Here is a 20,454-nt window from a genome sequence, read left to right on the forward strand (position 1 = left end):
GAGCCATCAGTAGGATAGGCCACCGTTACGGGCCGCACCAAAGGCCCAATTTGCATTAGCCGAACGCTTATTTGCGCTGCTGACCTAAGGAACATGAAATGGACCGCGTGCGAAATCTACTGGAACAGATCCAGAATCGCCTTGAAGACCTGAACAAGGCTGAACGCAAAGTCGCCGAAGTGATCCTGCTCAACCCACAGCAGGCCACCCGGTTCAGCATCGCCGCCCTCGCCCAGGCCTCAAAGGTCAGCGAGCCGACGGTCAACCGTTTCTGCCGTTCATTCGGCGTCAGCGGTTACCCGGAACTCAAACTTCAGTTGGCCCAGAGCCTGGCCAGCGGCGCGGCGTATGTCAGCCGTGCGGTCGAGGCCGATGACAATCCTGAAGCGTATACGAAGAAGATTTTCGGCAGCGCCATCGCCTCTTTGGACAGTGCCTTGCAGGCGCTGGACCCGAACCTGATCAGCCGCGCCGTCGACCTGTTGATCCAGGCCCGGCAAATTCACTTCTTCGGCCTCGGCGCCTCGGCCCCGGTGGCGCTGGATGCACAGCACAAGTTCTTCCGCTTCAACCTGGCCGTCACTGCCCATGCCGACGTGCTGATGCAACGCATGATTGCCTCGGTGGCGCATACCGGCGAGTTGTTCGTGATCATTTCCTACACCGGCCGCACCCGCGAATTGGTGGAAGTAGCGCGTATCGCCCGGGAGAATGGCGCTTCGGTGCTCGGTTTGACCGCGGAGAACTCGCCACTGGCCAAGGCCAGTACGTTGAGCCTGAACATTCCGCTGCCGGAAGACACCGACATCTATATGCCGATGACGTCGCGGATCATTCAATTGACCGTGCTGGATGTACTGGCGACCGGCATGACCTTGCGCCGGGGCGTGGATTTCCAGCCGCATTTGCGCAAGATCAAAGAGAGCCTGAATGCGAGTCGGTATCCGGTTGGGGATGAGTTTAACTAGGCCAGCATCTTCATTTCCTGACCTGGCCTCTTCGCGGGCAAGCCCGCTCCCACAGGGATCTTCAGTGAACATAAACTTGTGTGCACCGCAAATTCCTGTGGGAGCGGGCTTGCCCGCGAAGAGGCCCAGCGCCACACCGTAGATTTTGGACTAAAGCCCCACCCTTGCCTGCAAACTCAAATGCGCCTTCTGCCCCGGCGCCAGGCTCAAACTGTCCGTCCCGCCACTCGCCGCCTCAACACAAACAAACTCCGAAATCTCGTTCCAACTCACCCCAAGCAACGGCCGCGAGCCGGGATGCCAGACCACCGTGTCCGCATGGTCACCGGTGTCGATACACAATTCCCGCTGCCAGGCGTGGTCCTTGAGCTGCAATTCACCGTCATGCTGGAACACCCGCTGACATCCACCGTCGACCCTCAACTCGCCCTCCTGCTGGCAAACCTGGCGGTTCAACTGGTCGTAACCCTGCGCTCCGTCGAGACCAGACAGCGCTATCTCGCCGACATCACCAATACGCCAATAGGCATGCAACGCCTGGCTCAATTGGCACGGCAGGCTGTCCTGATGCTCGGTGCTCAGGCGCAGATCCAGGCGTTCGCCAAGGTGTGCATGCAGGTCCACTTGCCAGTCGCACAGTTGAAGCTGCCAGTGCAGCCGCACGCCATCGTCGTCATGGCTGCTGTCGAGCAGCTTCCAGTCGATCAACCGCGCCCAGCCATGGGAAGGCCAGGCGTTTTCGCTCGGATGACGGCCATACCACGGCCAGCACACCGGCACGCCGCCACGAATCGCACCGACTTGCGGCCACTTCGCCGCGCACCAGAGCCAGGGTTTCTGGCCCTTTGGCTGGAAGTGCAGCAACTGCGCGCCCTGACGACTGAACACCGCCTGACACAGCGGATGGTCGATCACCAGCACGTCGCGCTTCTGATAGCGCTCCCACGCAAACACCGGACGTTCGCGCAAGGATTTGAAGAAGCGTTGTAGCGGATGCTCATGCATGTGCCACGGTCCTGAAAATCACTCGGGGTGCGCCGCCCCAAAAAAAAGCGGACAGCCAAGGCTGTCCGCAAAAATGCGCACATAGAGAGGAGCTTATCGCAACAGCGTTAGAACACCGACTGAATTTTCAGGCCGGCCACCAACGCGTTATCGACTTCATCCACACCGCCCGGGTGAGTGATGTATTGCAGGTTAGGACGCACGGTCAGCCAGTTGGTAACGTGGAAGCCGTAGTTGATCTCGTAGTTGTACTCAGTGTTACGCAGCGGCGCGAACAGCGGGTCCTGATAGTCAGTGACATTGTTGGAGGCATTGACCAGTTCAGAGTTTTTCTTCACGTCATCGTTGACATGGATACGCGCGGCACCGATACCGAAGTCATCCTTCGGACGTGCATCGAACGGCCCCTTGTACACCAACATCAGCGACTGGTAGTTGTCGACGAAGTTGGTGTCCTTGTCGTGGAACGTGGCGTTGGCAGCAATGTTCAGGCCGCGAGATTTGTCACCGTTGTGACTGGTGAGTTGTTGTTGCGCCACGAACCAGTAGCCGGACTTGCTATCGTGACTGCGATAGGCGTTGCCGCTGGTGGCCGCATCATTGCCGTTGGCATCTTCGCGGACGTCATCGGCATTGGCCGTGCTTTTGTAGTAACCGACACGGTATTCGCCCGGCAGGTTGCCAGGGTTAGGCAGCCAGACCAGTTCGACCGGCAACACGGTGCCTTTGGTACCACTGCCGCTGAGCTTGAAGCCGTTACCGTGCTCCAGTTGCGACGGGTTCTGGTTGTACGCGCCGATCTGCGCATACCACTCAGGCGAGATGTTGTACTTCACGCGGATCGCGGCCTGGCTGATCGGCCAGTTGTACCAGATGTTGGTCGCCCAGTTACCCACTTGGGAGCCGCAGAACGCCAGGTTCTGGAACTCGCAAGGGAAGGTGTTGAAGTCTTCGCCTTCGCCGAAGTAACCGGCCTTGACGTCCAGTTTGCCGTCGAGGAACTGATGCTTGATCCACAACTGGGTCAGACGGACCATGTGGCCACGGCCGTAGACTTCCTGGGAGGAACTCAAGGTGCCGGCACGCGGATCGCCAACACGGTCATTGGAGATGTTTTCGCCGTTACGGTTGGTGAACTGGACCTTGGCCTGGGTGTTATCCCAGCCCCAGAGTTTTTGCAGGTCCAGCGCCACGCCCAGGCCAAACTGGTCAGCGTAACGCGCGGTCTTGTCGTTGTTGTAGCCACCGTGGAGGTTGCCGCCGACTTCACCGACATAGTCCATCTTGATGTCGATACCTTGCTCGATCAGCTTGGTCCGCTCGCCACCCCAATCACCGGTCATCCATTCGGAATCGGCGCTGAACGCGTCAGCTGCATGCACACTGCCGGCCAGCATCATTGCCGCTACTGCTGACAACTGGCAGATAAGCTGAGCGTTGTTCTTCTTCTTCATCCCTACATCCTCGTTTTATTGTTATTAACTGTTTTTATTTAACGCGGTTACATCAGGTGCGGAGAGCGACAGGCCGCTCACCGCATATCCCCCTGTAGGAGCGGCTTTTGTGGGAGCTGGCTTGCCTGCGATGGCATCAGCTCGGTTCGACGTTGAACCGAGTCGCTTGCATCGCGGGCAAGCCAGCTCCCACAGAATCCCACTCCTACAACTATCTTCAGCGGCCTTTGAATTGTGTGACGTTGGCGCTGTGGCTCTCGGCTTTTGGCAGGCCGGCCACCCCCAGGCGCTCCCCGGTCTTGGCATCGAACAACAGCACTTTCGATGGATCGAATTGCAGGGTCAGGGTCTCGCCCACGTTCGGCGCGACGTCCGGCGCCAGGCGGCAGCAGACCTTGGTTTCGTTGAGATTGACGAACACCAGGGTGTCGGGACCGGTCGGTTCGGTGACCTGGACTTCGGCGCGAATGGTCGGCAAACCATTGGGCTCGCCGTTCGCCAGCACGATCTGTTCCGGGCGCAGGCCGAGGATCACTTCGCGATCTTCGAGGCCGGCGTCCTGCATGCCCATTGGCAATTCGCAACGCGCCTGGCCACTGTCGAGCAGCGCCACCAGACGGCCGTCCTTGCGCTGCAAACGCAGCGGGATGAAGTTCATCGGCGGCGAGCCGATGAAGCTCGCGACGAACAGGTTGGCCGGGTTGTTGTAGATGTCTTTCGGCGTGCCGAACTGCTGGATGATCCCGTCCTTCATCACCGCCACTTTGTCGCCCAGGGTCATCGCTTCGATCTGGTCGTGAGTCACATAAACCGTGGTGGTTTTCAGGCGCTGGTGCATCAGTTTCATTTCGGTACGCATCTCGACCCGCAGCTTGGCGTCGAGGTTGGACAGCGGTTCGTCGAACAGGTAAATCTTCGGCCGACGCGCCAGGGCACGGCCCATGGCCACGCGCTGTTGCTGACCACCAGAGAGCTGGCCGGGTTTGCGGTTGAGCAGGTGTTCGATCTGCAGCAGTTTGGCCACCCGCGCCACTTCCGCTTCGATGTCGGCGGCGGGCATTTTGCGGATCTTCAAGCCAAAGGCGATGTTTTCGCGCACGCTCATGGTCGGGTACAGCGCGTAGGACTGGAACACCATGGCGATGTCGCGGTCTTTCGGGCTCATGCCACTGACGTCCTGATCACCGATCATGATCGCGCCGCCGGTGATGGTCTCAAGGCCGGCGATGCAATTCATCAGGGTCGACTTGCCGCAACCCGAAGGTCCGACAAGGATCAGGAACTCACCGTCCTTGATCGACAGTTCGATGTTCTTGAGGGTGTCCGGCAGGCCGGGGCCATAAGTCTTGTTTACATTGCGAAGTTCGAGCGTAGCCATGATTACCCCTTGACTGCGCCGGCCGTCAGCCCGCGCACGAAATACTTGCCTGCGACCACATAGACCAGCAGGGTCGGCAGCCCGGCGATCATCGCCGCCGCCATATCAACGTTGTATTCCTTGGCCCCGGTACTGGTGTTGACCAAGTTGTTCAACGCCACCGTAATGGGTTGCGAGTCACCGCTGGAGAACACCACACCGAACAGGAAGTCGTTCCAGATCTGGGTGAACTGCCAGATCAGGCAGACCATGATGATCGGGGTGGACATCGGCAGGATGATCAAGCGGAAGATGGTGAAGAAACCCGCACCATCGAGCCGCGCCGCCTTCACCAGCGCATCGGGAACGCTGACGTAGTAGTTACGGAAGAACAGTGTGGTGAACGCCAGGCCGTAGACCACATGCACGAACACCAGGCCCGTCGTGGTGCTGGCCAGGCCCATCTTGCCGAGAGTGAATGAGGCCGGCAGCAGGACGGTCTGGAACGGCAGGAAGCAACCGAACAGCAACAAACCGAAGAACAACTGCGAGCCACGGAAGCGCCACATCGACAGCACATAGCCGTTCAGCGCACCGATGGCGGTGGAGATCATTACCGCCGGGACGGTGATCTTGATCGAGTTCCAGAAGTACCCGTCAACCGTGCCCCAGGCCTTGACCCAGCCAATGCCGCTGACCACGGTCGGCCAGCTCAGCAGGTTGCCGGAGTTGATGTCTTCCGGGGTCTTGAAACTGGTCAACAGCATGACCACCAGCGGAATCAGGTACAGGAATACCGCAAGGATCAACACGCCGTAGATCGCGATGCGACTCAGGCTGATGGAAGGTTTGGCAGCGAAACTAGTCATGGCGCTTGGTCCTCAGCTCGGAGTACAGGTAAGGCACGATGATTGCGAGAATCGCACCGAGCATCAGAATTGCACTGGCCGAACCCATGCCCATCTGGCCGCGACTGAACGTGAAGGAATACATGAACATCGCAGGCAGGTCGGAGGAGTAACCCGGACCACCGGCGGTCATTGCCGCCACCAGGTCGAAACTCTTGATCGCGATGTGAGCCAGGATCATGACTGCGCTGAAGAACACCGGGCGCAGGCTCGGCAACACCACTTTCAGGTAGATGCGCGGCATGCTCGCGCCGTCGATCTGGGCGGCACGGATGATCGATTGATCAACGCCACGCAGGCCGGCGAGGAACATCGCCATGATGAAGCCCGAGGCTTGCCATACCGCAGCAATCACCAGGCAATACACGACGCGATCCGGGTCAATCAGCCAGTCCAGGCGAAAGCCTTCCCAGCCCCAGTCCCGCAGCAATTTGTCCAGGCCCATGCCCGGGTTGAGCAACCATTTCCAGGCGGTACCGGTGACGATCATCGAGAGCGCCATCGGGTACAGGTAAATGGTGCGAATGAAGCCTTCGCGACGAATGCGCTGATCAAGAAACACCGCCAGCAACACGCCGATCACCAGGGTGATGCCGATGAACATGCCGCCGAACACTGCGAGGTTCTTGCTCGCTACCCACCAGCGGTCGTTGTCGAACAGCCGTTGGTATTGCGCCAGTCCCGCCCATTTGTAAGTCGGCAGGAAAGTCGACGTAGTGAACGACAGGATGAACGTCCACAGGATATAGCCATAGAAGCCCACCAGGACGATGAACATGCTCGGCGCCAGCACCAGTTTGGGGAGCCAGCGCTGCAGTGCATCGAACGGCGAGGCCTTGCTGAACACAGCAACAGAACTCATGGGAAGATCCCGTACGTAGAAAAAGGATTACATGCAGGCCCTTTGTAGGAGCCGGCTTGCTGCGGGCTCCTACAGGCCAAGCATTACTTGGCAGCTTTAACGGCAGTGCCCAGTTGTTTGGCGGCAGTGGCCGGATCGGCTTTCGGATCGTTGATGAAGTTGGTCACGACATCAAAGAACGCGCCTTGTACTGCCAGCGTGGTCGCCATGTTGTGCGCCATGCTCGGCTGCAGGCCGCCGGACTTGGCGTCCGCCAGGAAATCCTTGGCAGCGGTCTGGGCGCAGGAGTCGAAACCGTACTTGCCCATGTCGTTCAGCATGTCGATTCGAACCGGGATCGAGCCCTTGTTGATGCTGAACACTTTCTGGAAGTTCTCACCCAGCACGACCTTGGCAATGTCCTGCTGAGCGGCAGCAGTGCCTTTGTCTTTCTGCTTGAACACGGCCAGGGAGTCGATGTTGTAAGTGAAGGCCTTGTCGGTACCCGGGAACGCTACGCACTCGTAGTCCTTGCCGGCGACTTTCTTGGCCGCTGTCCACTCGCTCTTGGCCCAGTCACCCATGATCTGCATGCCGGCCTTGCCGTTGATGACCTTGGCCGCTTCCAGGTTCCAGTCCTGGCCTTTGCCGTCGGCGTCCATGTAGGTCGCGACTTTCTTCAGCTCGGTCAGCGCCTTGACCATTTCAGGACCGGTCAGTGCAGCGTTATCCAGGTCTACCAGGGCTTTCTTGTAGCCGTCGACGCCCATGACCGAAAGGACCACCGCTTCGAACACGGTGCTGTCCTGCCAAGGCTGGCCGCCGTGAGCAAGGGCAATGAAGCCCGCTGCCTTGAGCTTGTCACCGGCCGCGTAGAATTCTTCGAGGGTGGTTGGCGCTTTTTCGATGCCGGCTTTCTTGAAGACTTCCGGGTTGATCCACAGCCAGTTGACGCGGTGAATGTTCACCGGCACGGCCACGTAGTCACCCTCGTACTTCACGGTATCGGAGACTTTCTTGTCGAGCAGGCTGTCCCACTTCTCGGTCTTGGCAGCGTCTTTCAAGACGTCGGTGTCGAGCAGACCGGTCGACGCCCATTCCTGGATGTCCGGGCCTTTGATCTGCGCTACGCCCGGCGGGTTACCGGCAACGGCGCGGCTTTTGAGTACGGTCATGGCCGTAGCACCGCCACCACCGGCGACTGCGCCGTCCTTCCAGGTGAAACCGTCTTTTTCGACTTGGGCCTTGAGCACATCAACGGCCGCTTTTTCGCCACCGGACGTCCACCAGTGAACGACTTCTACCGATCCTTTGGAATCGGCGGCAAGTGCACTGACAGGGAATGCAGAGATAGGAAGCAATGAGGCAAGAGAAATGACAGTAGCGAGGCGAGAAATCGCATTCATCTAGAATTACCTTTCTTGTTGTTATGCATGCAAGTCTGGTGCTTGCGCTGCATACGATTTTAAACAGGAGTTATCCCCTCGCAGGTAACGAAGGGACGCTTGAATGTCACCACATGGTTACACAGGAGCGCTCTGGGACAACTGCCCCAAGGCAGTCGCCATGCTCGGCGCCAACGGCAGGCGCGGAATCAGAACGGCTTGCCAGGCGTGATACAGATCGGGTTTGCCGGCCCAGATATCGGCGCTCGGGCTGTTTTGCGGATCGAGCTCATGGTGCCAACTGCCATCGCAGCGGTCGATGAAATGACTGTCACAGAATTCCCAGAACAGTCGGTACCAGCGCTCGTATTGTTCGTCGCCGGTGCGTTTGAGTAGCGCGCTGGCGGCAGCGCTGGCTTCGCAATGGGTCCAGTGCAAACGATGGCGAACCACCGCGCGATTGTCCCAGTCGAGGGTGTAGACAATCCCGGGCAGCCCGTCGACATCCCAGCCGTGACGGCAATTGTTATCAAAGAGTTTTTGCGCGTCCGTCGCCAGCCAACCCGGCGTGAGCATCCCGGCCTGCCCCCGCGCGGCTTCGAGGTGCAGCAACAGCCGCGCCCACTCGAACCCGTGGCCCGGCGTGGTGCCGTAGGGTCGAAAACCGTCGGCTGGATTGTCGTGGTTGTACTCGCGCAGCGGCTGCCAGTCGCGATTGAAATGCTCGACCACCAGGTAATCGTTGGCCGCGGCGTGACCATGAATGACTCGCTCGACGATGCGTTGAGCGCGGCATAGCCAGCGGTTGTCTTCGGTGACATCGGCCAAGGCGAGAAAGGCTTCGGTGGCGTGCATGTTGCTGTTGGCGCCGCGGTAGGCTTCTTCAGCGCTCCAGTCGCGATCAAAGGATTCGCGCATGGCACCCTCCTCTTCGCTCCAGAAATGCGTGTCGATGATGTTGATCGCGTCATCGAGCAAGGCTTGTGCGCCGGGGCGTTGCGCGACCACTGCGGAACTGGCGGCGAGGGCCACGAAGGCGTGCAGGTAAGCGGCCTTGCCGGTGTTGCCATCGCGATGATGGGCAACGGCAAACCAGCCGCCGTGCTCGGCATCTCGCAACGGGCCGCTGAGCGCCTTGATGCCGTGATCGACCAGCTCGGCAAAACCCGGCAAGCCCTGGATGTGTGCCATGGCGAAGCTGTGGGTCATGCGTGCGGTGTTCATGGTTTCGGCTTCGGCGTTGGCCGGGAGCCGGCCCTTTTCATCCAGATTGCCGAAGCCTTCGGCAAGCTTTGAAGCCTTGGCAAATGCGAGCAGGCGCAGGCCTTCGGCAGCGAGCCATTGCTGATGGGCAGGTGCGTTGAGCCAACTGCTGAAAGCAGGTTGGAAGGTGTCCATGGGGTGCCTTTTTTGTTGTTTTGACTGGGGGCAGTCTAAACAACGGGCGGGGGCGGGCTTGTAACGAAGGGGGCGAGTTATGTCACTGGGTTGTGACATTCAGATTTTGTGCGGGGTGATTATTTGTGGCGAGGGAGCTTGCTCCCGCTGGACTGCGCAGCAGTCCTTCTTTTAGGGGCCGCTTCGCGCCCCAGCGGGAGCAAGCTCCCTCGCCACAGGGTCAGTGTTAATCGATCGAACGAGGCAACTGCAACGTCACCCGCAACCCGCCTTCACGCAGGTTTTGCAGGCTGACCTCACCGCCATGACTATGCGCAATGTTTCGCGCAATGCCCAAGCCCAACCCATATCCCTGCTGCTGCCCGCTCAGGCGGAAGTGCGGTTCGAACACCTGCTCCATCCGCTGCTCCGGCACACCCGGCCCTTCGTCATCGACATGCAGGATGAAGGCGCTCTCGTCGTCATCGATATGCAAATGCGCGTTCTGCCCATACTTCAACGCGTTGTCGATCAGGTTGCCGATGCAGCGCTTGAGCGCCAGCGGTTTGCCCGGATACGCCGCCAGCGCCCGGCCCTGCTGAGTCACGCGACCATTGCCGTTGGGCGCCAGGTACGGCTCCACCAAACAATCGAGCACATGATTGAGGTCCACCGGTTCGATGTTTTCGTGAATGTCGGTGTCTTTCACGCATTGCAGCGCGCCCTTGACCAGCAGCTCCAACTCATCGAGATCGCGACCGAATTTGGCTTGCAGCGTTTCGTCTTCGAGCAATTCGACCCGCAACCGCAAGCGAGTGATTGGCGTGCGCAAGTCGTGGGAGATGGCGCTGAACAATTGGCTGCGTTCGGTCAGGTAACGGCTGATGCGTTCGCGCATCGCATTGAAAGCGCGGCCCACTTCGACCACTTCACTGCCGCCGCCTTCGGCCACCGGCTCGACTTCGGCACCGAGGGACATGTCCCGCGCCGCCCGCGCCAGGCGTTTAAGCGGACGACTCTGCCAGTGCACCAGCAGGCCAATGAACAACAGCAAGAAGCCGCTGGTGAGCACGATGAACCAGACTTGCTGCGCCGGCAGGCCTTGCTCCTCAAGACTGGTGTAAGGCTCGGGCAAGAGTGAGGCGATGTACAGCCACTCACCCGGGGCCATCTGGATTTGCGTGACCAGCACGGGCGGGTTCACCGGCTCCAGCGTGAGCGCGTAATGCGCCCATGAGCGCGGCAATTCATCGAGTTTCAGCCCGCTGTTGAAGATCCGCAGGTCTTCGGGGCTGACGAAGGTCACCGAAATATCCGTGTCTTGGCCGAGAGACTCGCGCAACACCTGGTCCACCGCCTTGAGCACGGCTTCCTTGCGCGGGGTGATCGGCAGCACTTCCATGCCCAAGGGTTTGTCGTTGAGCGTCACCACGAAACGGGTGCCGCCCATGCTGCGCAATTGGTCGAGCACCAAGGGACGAAACGCCACCGGCAGCGAGCGAAAGTAACTGACGCTGGCCGTCATCGAATGGGCAAGGCTGCGGGCGCTGGTCACCAGGCCTTCGAGCTGGGTGGCGCGCAGTTGCGACACCCAGATCACGCTCGACAAGGTCTGCGCGAACAACACGGCCAGCAAGGTCAGCAGCAACATGCGCCCGAGCAGCGAACGCGGCACCGGCACGCGGGCGGCGAGCTTGCGGAGAAACTCAGTGGCCATTACTGGCAACCACATTGGCTGCCAGTTGGTAGCCGCTGCCGCGCACGGTACGGATCAGCCGCGGCGGTTTTTCGGTATCGCGCAGACGCTGGCGCAAACGGCTGACCGCCATATCAACAATGCGATCCAGCGGCATCAGATCGCGGCCTCGGGTGGCGTTGCCGATGGTGTCGCGATCGAGGATTTCCTGAGGGTGATCGAGGAACAGTTTCAGCAGCGCAAAATCGGCGCCGGAGAGAATCACTTCTTCGCCGTCGATGTGGAACAACCGGTGACTGACCATGTCCAGCCGCCAGTCGTCGAACGCCAGCACTTCACCGCCGGAGCGCTCCTGACCGAACTGCGCGCGGCGCAACAAGGCCTTGATGCGTGCCTGCAATTCGCGGGGGCTGAAAGGTTTGCCGAGGTAGTCGTCGGCGCCCAGTTCCAGACCGATGACGCGGTCGGCCTCGTCGGAGCTGGCGGTGAGCATGATGATCGGCACCTGCGCCTGACGCGGGTGCTGGCGAATCCAGCGGCAGAGGCTGAAACCGTCTTCGTCCGGCAGCATCACGTCGAGGATCACCAGGTCGCTCGGCGCTTCGTTCATCGCTTGGCGAAAGCCTGCACCATCGGGCGTGGTACGGACCTGGAAACCGGCGCGGGTCAGGTAGGTGTCCAGCAACTCGCGTATCTCTTGATCGTCATCGACCAACAAAATCGACCTGACTGAGCTCACGGGGCGGCTTCCTTGTTGTTTGAATTGGGCGGATTATGCCTGATCGATCATAAATCTATGTGTCTGTGAGGGCCCCATCGCTGGCAAGTCGAATCGTCGCACCGCAGCTCCCACAGGTCATGTGCACATTTTGAAAGTGTCACCAATCCTGTGGGAGCTGGCTTGCCAGCGATGGGGGCTCCGCAGTGTCAGGTCTGATCGAGCGCCACACCCGCACCCATCAGGCCAGAATACGGCGCCGTCACCAGCCACACCGGGATGCCTTTGAAGTAATCGCTCATGCAGCCCTTGTCGGCGAAGCATCGGGCGAAACCGCTTTCGACGAAGAAATCGGCGAACCGTGGAATCACCCCGCCTACGATATACACGCCACCGCGTCCACCCGTGGTCAGCACGTTATTGCCGGCCACTCGGCCGAGCCAGCAGCAGAACTGCTCCAGCACTTCCAGCGCAATAGGGTCACCCGCCAGACCAGCCGCGGTAATCGATTCCGGGGTGTCGAGCACCGGTTCGTGACCGTCCACCGCACAAATCGCCCGATAAACCCGAGGCAAACCGCTGCCGCTCAACGCGGTTTCAGCGCTGACATGCCCGATCTCATTGAAGATGTGTTGCCACAGTTGCGTTTCACGCGGGCTGCTCAAGGGCAGATCGACGTGACCGCCCTCCCCCGGCAACGCGGCGAAACGGCCTTCGCCCAGATCCAGCAAGGTGCCAACACCCAGGCCCGTGCCAGGACCGATTACCACGGCAGGGCGCAACGGTTCCGGCGTGCCTTCGCAGACCACCCGAAACTCGTCCGGCTGCAAGCGGGTCATGCCCAGCGCCATCGCCGAGAAATCATTGACCAGCAACAATTGATCGACCTGCAAGGTCGTGCAGAAACCCTTGCGACTGAGCCGCCAGTGGTTGTTGGTGAACTTGAATTCGTCACCGCTCACCGGGCCGGCCACCGACAGGCACACCGAGCCGATCGAACCCAACGCCAGGCCAAGCCCGCTCAGGTAGAGGGCAATCGCCTCTTCCGGGCTGGCGTGGTCGGCCGTCGCCAGCACCTGGATCGCTTCCAGTTGCTGGTTTTTCCACAACGCGAAACGTGCGTTGGTCCCACCGATGTCACCGACCAAAGCCAGTTTCAATTAAGCGTCTCCAGGGCAGAAGTAAAGGCGCTGGCGCCCTGCTCTGCGGAGCTGAAGGCCATGCGCATGAAACCAAACAGTTCGCGACCGCTGCCAATGTTATTGCCCAACAGGCCCTTGGCCGGCGTGCGCGCTGCGAATTCTTCGGCGTCCACCTTAAGCTCCAGGGTGCCTTTGACGCCATCGACGCGGATGATATCGCCCTCTTGCACCCGCGCAAGAGCACCGCCGACATAAGCTTCGGGACTGACATGAATCGCCGCCGGGATTTTCCCCGACGCGCCGGACATCCGCCCGTCAGTCACCAGCGCCACTTTGAAACCGCGATCCTGCAGCACGCCGAGGAACGGCGTCATCTTGTGCAGTTCCGGCATGCCATTGGAGCGCGGGCCCTGGAAGCGCATCACCGCGACAAAATCCTTCTCCAGCAAACCGGCCTTGAACGCATCGGCCAAATCCTGCTGATCCTGAAACACCATCGCCGGTGCTTCGACGATCTGGTTTTCCAATGCCACGGCCGAGACTTTCATCACGCCGCGACCGAGGTTGCCTTCCATTACCCGCAAGCCGCCCTCTGGCGAAAACGCACGTGAAACCGGGCGCAGGATGGTTTCATCGAGGCTGTCGGTCACGCCTTCGCGCCAGACCAGTTCGCCGTTATCGAGGAACGGTTCCTGGGTGTAGCGGCTCAGGCCATGGCCCAGCACGGTGTTGACGTTTTCGTGCAGCAAGCCGGCTTCCAGCAGTTCGCGGATCAGGAACGACATGCCGCCCGCCGCCTGGAAGTGGTTGATGTCGGCTTTGCCGTTCGGGTAGACGTGGCTCAGGGTCGGCACGACTTCGGAGAGGTCGGCCATGTCCTGCCAGGTCAATTGAATACCGGCAGCCATCGCGATGGCCGGCATGTGCAGGGTGTGGTTGGTCGAGCCGCCAGTCGCGTTCAGCGCCACGATGGAGTTGACCAGCGAACGTTCATCGACGATTTCACCGATCGGCATGAAGTTGCCATTTTGCTTGGTCAGACGAGTGACCTGATGCGCCGCTTCGCGGGTCAGGGCATCGCGCAATGGCGTGTTCGGGTTGACGAAAGAAGAGCCCGGCAAGTGCAGGCCCATGACTTCCATCAGCAGCTGGTTGGTGTTGGCGGTGCCGTAAAAAGTACAGGTGCCGGGGCTGTGGTAGGAATTCATTTCCGATTCCAGCAGCTCTTCGCGCGAGGCTTTGCCTTCGGCATAGCGCTGGCGCACATCGGCTTTCTGCTTGTTGGAAATGCCCGAGACCATCGGCCCGCCCGGGACGAAGATCATCGGCAGATGACCGAAGCGCAACGCGCCCATCATCAGGCCCGGCACGATCTTGTCGCAGATGCCGAGCATCAGCGCGCCATCGAACATGTTGTGGGACAGCGCCACGGCGGTGGACAGCGCGATCACTTCGCGGCTTGGCAGGCTCAGTTCCATGCCCGGCTCGCCCTGGGTCACGCCATCGCACATCGCTGGAGTGCCGCCGGCGAACTGGCCGACAGAGCCGATCTCGCGCAGGGCTTTTTTGATCTGTTCAGGGAAGACTTCGTACGGCTGGTGCGCCGAGAGCATGTCGTTATATGACGAAACAATCGCAATGTTGGCGGAGTTCATCATCCGCAGACTGTTTTTGTCTTCGGTGCCGCAACCGGCCACGCCGTGGGCGAAGTTGGCGCATTGCAGCTTGCCGCGCATCGGACCGTCGGTGGCCGCACCGCGAATGAGCGCAAGGTAAGCCTCACGGGTTGCACGGCTGCGGGCGATAAGCCGTTCGGTGACCTCAATTACGCGGGGATGCATGTGTAGAACTCCAGGCTAACGGATGTGGCGACCTGATTGTCTATGCTGAGCAAGAGCCGGTGTCGATGGGATGACAGACGGTTTTCTTGATCGGTCGGACCAGTTGATTCAGGCCACTCGTTGTAGATTGAACAAAATATTGCCATTAAAAAGGCTTGTTTTCTATTTTTATGCGAATAATCTTGTAATTCCAACAACAAAACGACGGCGGCCCTGTTAAATGACTCTTCGAATCGCAATCAATGGTTTTGGCCGAATTGGCCGTAACGTCCTCCGCGCACTGTATACCCAAGGCTATCGCCAAGACTTGCAGATCGTTGCCATCAATGACTTGGGCGACAGCGCGATGAACGCTCATCTGCTCAAGTACGACACTGTTCACGGCACGTTCGACGCCGATGTTCAGCACGATCAGGAAAGCCTGACCGTAAACGGCGACCGCATTGCAGTCAGCGCCATTCGCAACCCGGCCGACCTGCCCTGGGCCGCGGAAAAAATTGATGTCGTGTTCGAATGCACCGGTCTGTTCACCGACCGTGCCAAAGCCGCCGCGCATATTACGGCCGGCGCGCGCAAAGTGATCATCTCGGCACCCGCCAAAGGCGCCGACGCCACCGTGGTTTACGGGGTCAACCACGACATTCTGCGCCAGTCGCACCAGATCATTTCCAACGCGTCGTGCACCACCAACTGCCTGGCCCCGGTGGCTCAGGTGCTGCACCGCGAACTGGGTATCGAAAGCGGTCTGATGACCACGATCCACGCCTACACCAACGACCAGAACCTGACCGACGTCTACCATACCGACCCGTACCGCGCCCGTTCGGCCACCCAGAACATGATCCCGAGCAAGACCGGCGCCGCTGAAGCGGTCGGCCTGGTGCTGCCGGAACTGGCAGGCAAGCTGACCGGCATGGCGGTGCGTGTTCCAGTGATCAACGTGTCGCTGGTGGACTTGACCGTGCAGCTCAAGCGCGAAGCGTCGGCCGATGAAGTGAATGCGCTGCTGAAAGAAGCCAGCCAGCACTCGAAGATTCTCGGCTACAACACCCTGCCGCTGGTCTCCAGCGACTTCAATCACAACCCGCTGTCGTCGATCTTCGATGCCAACCACACCAAGTCCAGCGGCAAGCTGCTCAAGGTACTGGCCTGGTACGACAACGAGTGGGGCTTCTCCAACCGCATGCTCGATAACTGCCTGGCGCTGTGCAACGCAGAGTGACCCGAGACCGTGTGGCACATTCCCTGTGGGAGCGAGCTTGCTCGCGATGAGGGCGTGTCAGTCGACATTGATGTTTGCTGATACACCGCTATCGTCGGAACGCCGCCCGGAGCAAGCTCGCTCCCACAGGGTTTGCTGTGCATTACAGGTAACTCACAAATCAGCACTTGACCACTCGAGCGGATGATAAGCATTATCATTCGCTCGAAATGGATCAGGTCCTCCCGTGAGTCAATCTCGCTTCAATCACGTCTTCATCGCCCAGCGAGTCTCTCTGCTGCGCACGCTGGAGCGGATGGTCAACAATCACAGCACCGCCGAAGACCTCTTGCAGGAGACCTACCTGCGAGTGACCCGGGCGCTCAGTGAACGGGCCATCGATCACCTTGAACCCTTCGTTTTCCAGACCGCCCGCAACCTGGCGCTGGACCATTTGCGTGCGCGGCGCATTCAGTCGCGCACGATGCTCGACGACGTGCCACTGGACGTGGTTGAAAGCGTTGCCGCCCCCGTCAGCAGTGCCGAGGATGCAGCCCATGCCGAACAATTGCTGGAGCGTTTGAACGTGAGCCTCAGTGAACTCAGCCATCGGCAACAGCAGATTTTCATCCTCAGCCGGCTGCACGGTCACAGTTATCTGGAGATCGCCGAAAAGCTCAACGTCTCATTGAGCACCGTGCAGAAAGAGCTGAAGCTGATCATGGCGATCTGCATCGGTGTTGCCGAACGGTTAAACGGCGACTGAGTCTGTAGGTTTATTCTCAACCTGCCGGGATCGCCTGCGCTGACCCTCGGGCTTTGCTACCCTTGCCCACTTTCAAGCTTCACTCATAAAACAGCCGTGCACAGACACTGCCGAGGAAACACCGTGACGGACACCCCCCGTTCCCCTCCGCCCTCCCCGGCGCGGGATGCCGCAAGCGCGATGGACCAGGCCTTGGACTGGCTGATCGTGCTGGGCAGTCCGAGCGAGGAACAGACCCGACAGTTCCATGACTGGCTGGCCGCCGATCCGTTGCATGCCGAAGCGTTCGCCAAGGCTCAGGCGATCTGGGATGGCCCGCAAGTGGTGCAATGCGCACAAAGCCTGGCCGCCCGGCCGCCGAAAGTGACGGTGCTGTCGCGTTTGCGTCCGCACTGGAAACCGCTGGCCACGGCTGCCGTGCTGATTCTCGGTTTGTTCAGTTTCAGCAACCTGCCGATGCGCCTCCAGGCCGATCACTTGACCGTGGTCGGTGAACGCCAGCGTCTGCAACTGGAGGACGGCTCGAAAGTCCTGCTCAATACCAACTCGGCATTCTCCAGCACCATCAACGATCAACAGCGCGTGGCCCGGTTGTATCAGGGCGAGGCGTTTTTCGAGGTACCGGCCAATCGCGGCCAGCCACTGGAAATCGATGCTGGCCCGGTCAAGGCCAGCGTGCGCGATACCGCGTTTGCCGTGCGTTACCTGGATGGCGTGGCGCAGGTTCGGGTGCAGCGTGGCGATGTCGATCTGCGGGCCACCCGCGACGATGCCCGGGTGCGACTGTCTGCCGGCGAAAGCATCCGCATCGGCCCCAACGGTTTCGACCGCCCGGCCAAGCTCGATGCCGCCACGGACCTGGCCTGGGTCCAGGGCCGACTGGTGTTCGAGAACTGCCCGCTGAGCCAGGTGCTGGCGGAGCTGCGACGCTATTATCCGGGCTGGATTATCAACAACAACGAACAGTTGGCTGACGTCGCCGTGACCGGCAATTACCGTCTCGACCAGCCGCTGGACGTGGTCCGCTCCCTCGCTCACATCACCTCCGCACGCCTTCAGGAATTCCCCGCGCTGGTGATCCTGAACTAAATGAGAATTATTTTTACTCGATAGCTGAAGCTCGTTCGTCTCGTTATAGCCAATGCAATTGATTCGCATCTCTACATGCCAATCAGCACCTATAAAGATTCGTGCGACACGGAGCGCTATCGATGTCCTCTCGCCATACCCGCCAGTCCTCTTCACCTTCCCGCGTGCTATCGCTGCTGACTGCCGCCATCCTGATGGCCGGCAGCGCGCCGCTGATGGCCGCCACTGCCGCCGGGCAGCCGACCCGCAACATGGGCGATTACTCGTTTGCCATTGCGCAGCAGTCGCTGGTCTCGGCACTGAATGCCTTTACGGCGGTGACAGGCTGGCAAGTCGGCTTGCCCGCCGAACTTGCAGACGGTGTGGCCTCGCCGGGTGTGCGCGGTTCGTTGCCGCCGGAAAAAGCCCTCGATCGCCTGTTGGTGGGGACCAACCTGAGCTATCGCAAACTGGGCAGTAACAACATCGTGCTGGAAAAGCGCAGCAACAGTAACGCGCTCAACCTCGATCAGGTGACCATCAGCGCCACCCGTAATGAACAGGACGTGAGCAGCGTGCCGAGCACGGTGACGGTCCAGACCCGCGAAGACCTGGACCGCAACAACGTCAATAACATCAAGGATCTGGTGCGCTACGAACCGGGCGTATCGGTCGGCGGGGCTGGCCAGCGTGCCGGTCTCACCGGCTACAACATCCGTGGCATCGACGGCGACCGCGTCCTGACGCAGATCGACGGCGTGCAAGTGCCCGACAGTTTCTTCAACGGCCCTTACGCCCAGACCAACCGCAACTACGTCGACCCCGAGATCGTCAAACGCGTGGAAATCCTGCGCGGCCCGGCGTCGGTGCTTTACGGCAGCAACGCCATCGGCGGCGCGGTCAGCTACTACACGCTGGATCCGGACGACATCATCAAACCGGGCAAGGATGTCGGCGCACGTCTGAAAACCGGTTACAGCTCGGCGGATGACAGCTGGCTGACCTCCGGCACGGTCGCCGGTCGCACTGGCGACTTCGACGGCTTGCTGCACCTGAGCCAACGCAACGGTCATGAAACCGAATCCTACGGCGAGACCGGTGGCATCGGCCTGAACCGCACCGAAGCCAACCCCGAAGACGTGCGCACCACCAACGTGCTGGCCAAACTGGGCTGGAACTATGCCGACGACGCGCGCTTCGGCCTGACCTACGAGCACTACAAGGACGACCGCGACACCAATCAGCTGAGCGCAGTCGGCGGCCCGTTCAACGCGGGACGCGGTTTCGGCTTCTATAAATCTCGCACCGGTAATGACACGGTCACCCGCGAACGCTTCGGCCTGGAGCACAGCTTCGGCCTGGACAGTCTGCTGGCCGACAACATCAAGTGGTCGCTGAATTACCAAATTGCCAAGACCGATCAGAGCACCGAAGAAATCTACGCGCCGTCGCGGACCGTGCTGCGTAACCGTGATACCAACTACAAAGATCGCCAATGGGTGTTCGATGCCCAGGCTGACAAGTCGTTTGCCATCGCCGACACCGATCACCTGGTCACCTATGGCACGACCATCAAGCAGGACAAAGTCACCGGCCTGCGTACCGGCAGCGGCACTTGCCTGACCGTGTCCGGTGCCTGCCGGGTCATTGGTGCGCCGAGTGCCGCCGACACCCTGAAACCGGCCAGCGACTTCCCGGACCCGACCATCAACAGCTACAGCCTGTTCGCCCAGGATCAGATCAGCTGGGGCAACTGGACTTTCCTGCCCGGCGCACGCTACGACTACACCGAACTCAAGCCGCACATCACCGACGAGTTCCTGGCCACCGCCGACCAGAGCGGCAACGGCGTGGTGAGCGACAGCACTAAAACCTGGCATCGTCTGTCGCCGAAATTCGGCACCACTTACAGCTTCAACGACAATTACACTTGGTACGGCCAATACGCCGAAGGCTTCCGCACGCCGACCGCCAAGGCCTTGTATGGTCGTTTCGAAAACCTGGCCGGCGGTTATCAGGTCGCGCCCAACCCGGACCTGGAACCGGAAAAGAGCAAGAGCTATGAAACCGGACTGCGCGGCCAGTTCGACGCAGGCACGTTCGATGTGGCGGTGTTCTATAACAAATACCGCGACTTCATCGATGAAAACGCCATCACCCCCGGCTACACCGAGACCACGTTCCAGAGCAATAACATTGCCCACGCCACCATCAAGGGCGTGGAGCTCAAGGGCCGCCTGAACCTCGACAATTTCGGTGCCCCGACCGGCCTTTATACCCAAGGCTCGGTGGCTTACCTGTACGGCCGCAACGACGACAACGGTCAGCCGCTGAACAGCATCAACCCGCTGACCGGCGTGTTCGGCCTCGGCTACGACCAGGATAACTACGGCGCGCTGTTGAGCTGGACTCTGGTCAAACGCAAGACCCGGGTCGACAGCACCAGCTTCAAAACCCCGGACGGCACCAGCACCCAGTTCAAGACCCCGGGATATGGCGTGCTCGACCTGGCCGGGTTCTACAAGGTGACCGACGACGTGACCGTCAACGCCGGCCTGTACAACCTGACCAACAAGAAATACTGGCAGTGGGATGACGTGCGCGGTTACGACAGCGTCGGCGAGGCCTCGGTGACGCAACCGGCCAACCTTGATCGACTGACCCAACCGGGCCGCAACTTCGCGATCAATCTGGTCTGGGACATCTGAGGTTAATCACCTCACTGCG

16 protein-coding genes are annotated in these 20,454 nt (G+C 60.2%); 5 read left to right on the forward strand and 11 right to left on the reverse strand.

Annotation, left to right across the window (positions count from 1 at the left end; all coding sequences use genetic code 11):
• Positions 1–107: 107 nt before the first annotated feature.
• Positions 108–968 carry a MurR/RpiR family transcriptional regulator gene (locus tag ACYZT8_RS22795; RefSeq protein WP_178083825.1) on the forward strand — a complete coding sequence of 287 codons (861 nt, stop codon included), beginning with the start codon at positions 108–110 and terminating at the stop codon, positions 966–968.
• Positions 969–1,118: 150 nt separating this feature from the next.
• Here ACYZT8_RS22795 and ACYZT8_RS22800 read toward each other — a convergent pair whose 3' ends face one another.
• The 11 genes from ACYZT8_RS22800 to edd all read right to left on the reverse strand — a co-directional run bounded on the left by ACYZT8_RS22800 (position 1,119) and on the right by edd (position 14,692).
• A complete protein-coding gene (locus tag ACYZT8_RS22800; protein WP_461976129.1) occupies positions 1,119–1,973 on the reverse strand; it encodes a D-hexose-6-phosphate mutarotase in 855 nt (284 codons plus the stop codon).
• A 107-nt stretch (positions 1,974–2,080) separates the two neighbouring features.
• Positions 2,081–3,427 carry a carbohydrate porin gene (locus ACYZT8_RS22805; RefSeq protein WP_461976131.1) on the reverse strand — a complete coding sequence of 449 codons (1,347 nt, stop codon included), beginning with the start codon at positions 3,425–3,427 and terminating at the stop codon, positions 2,081–2,083.
• 217 nt (positions 3,428–3,644) lie between these two features.
• The gene (locus ACYZT8_RS22810) at positions 3,645–4,805 is read right to left on the reverse strand and encodes an ABC transporter ATP-binding protein (protein ID WP_461976133.1); all 1,161 of its coding nucleotides are present in this window, start codon (positions 4,803–4,805) and stop codon (positions 3,645–3,647) included.
• Between the two features lie 2 nt (positions 4,806–4,807).
• On the reverse strand, positions 4,808–5,653 hold the full coding sequence (locus tag ACYZT8_RS22815; protein ID WP_033056821.1) for a carbohydrate ABC transporter permease: 846 nt from the start codon (positions 5,651–5,653) through the stop codon (positions 4,808–4,810).
• A complete protein-coding gene (locus ACYZT8_RS22820; protein WP_010457390.1) occupies positions 5,646–6,554 on the reverse strand; it encodes a carbohydrate ABC transporter permease in 909 nt (302 codons plus the stop codon). The genes ACYZT8_RS22815 and ACYZT8_RS22820 overlap by 8 nt, the downstream gene beginning before the upstream one ends.
• Before the next feature lie 83 nt (positions 6,555–6,637).
• Positions 6,638–7,939, reverse strand: coding sequence for an ABC transporter substrate-binding protein (locus ACYZT8_RS22825; protein ID WP_461976136.1), 1,302 nt, complete (start codon positions 7,937–7,939; stop codon positions 6,638–6,640).
• Positions 7,940–8,056: 117 nt separating this feature from the next.
• Positions 8,057–9,316, reverse strand: coding sequence for a D-mannose isomerase (locus tag ACYZT8_RS22830; protein ID WP_461976138.1), 1,260 nt, complete (start codon positions 9,314–9,316; stop codon positions 8,057–8,059).
• A gap of 226 nt (positions 9,317–9,542) precedes the next feature.
• On the reverse strand, positions 9,543–11,012 hold the full coding sequence (locus ACYZT8_RS22835; RefSeq protein WP_461976140.1) for an ATP-binding protein: 1,470 nt from the start codon (positions 11,010–11,012) through the stop codon (positions 9,543–9,545).
• Entirely contained in the window at positions 11,002–11,730 is a 729-nt protein-coding gene (locus tag ACYZT8_RS22840; RefSeq protein WP_131059773.1) for a response regulator, read from the reverse strand. Before ACYZT8_RS22840 ends, ACYZT8_RS22835 begins: the two co-directional genes overlap by 11 nt.
• Positions 11,731–11,918: 188 nt before the next feature.
• The gene (locus ACYZT8_RS22845) at positions 11,919–12,869 is read right to left on the reverse strand and encodes a glucokinase (protein ID WP_461976142.1); all 951 of its coding nucleotides are present in this window, start codon (positions 12,867–12,869) and stop codon (positions 11,919–11,921) included.
• Positions 12,866–14,692: a phosphogluconate dehydratase gene (gene edd, locus ACYZT8_RS22850; RefSeq protein ID WP_461976144.1), complete on the reverse strand. Its 1,827-nt coding sequence runs from the start codon at positions 14,690–14,692 to the stop codon at positions 12,866–12,868. Before edd ends, ACYZT8_RS22845 begins: the two co-directional genes overlap by 4 nt.
• A gap of 220 nt (positions 14,693–14,912) precedes the next feature.
• On the opposite strand from edd, the gene gap reads away from it, so the two are divergent.
• The 4 genes from gap (at position 14,913) to ACYZT8_RS22870 (ending at position 20,435) form a co-directional block, all read left to right on the forward strand.
• On the forward strand, positions 14,913–15,914 hold the full coding sequence (gene gap / locus ACYZT8_RS22855; protein ID WP_461976146.1) for a type I glyceraldehyde-3-phosphate dehydrogenase: 1,002 nt from the start codon (positions 14,913–14,915) through the stop codon (positions 15,912–15,914).
• A gap of 226 nt (positions 15,915–16,140) precedes the next feature.
• Complete coding sequence (locus ACYZT8_RS22860) at positions 16,141–16,659, forward strand: RNA polymerase sigma factor (RefSeq protein WP_461976148.1); 519 nt, start codon at positions 16,141–16,143, stop codon at positions 16,657–16,659.
• Positions 16,660–16,782: 123 nt separating this feature from the next.
• Complete coding sequence (locus ACYZT8_RS22865) at positions 16,783–17,748, forward strand: FecR family protein (protein ID WP_461976150.1); 966 nt, start codon at positions 16,783–16,785, stop codon at positions 17,746–17,748.
• Between the two features lie 122 nt (positions 17,749–17,870).
• The gene (locus ACYZT8_RS22870) at positions 17,871–20,435 is read left to right on the forward strand and encodes a TonB-dependent receptor (RefSeq protein WP_461976152.1); all 2,565 of its coding nucleotides are present in this window, start codon (positions 17,871–17,873) and stop codon (positions 20,433–20,435) included.
• The last annotated feature ends 19 nt before the right edge of the window (positions 20,436–20,454 follow it).

It is taken from the genome of Pseudomonas sp. LB3P93 (assembly GCF_054898025.1).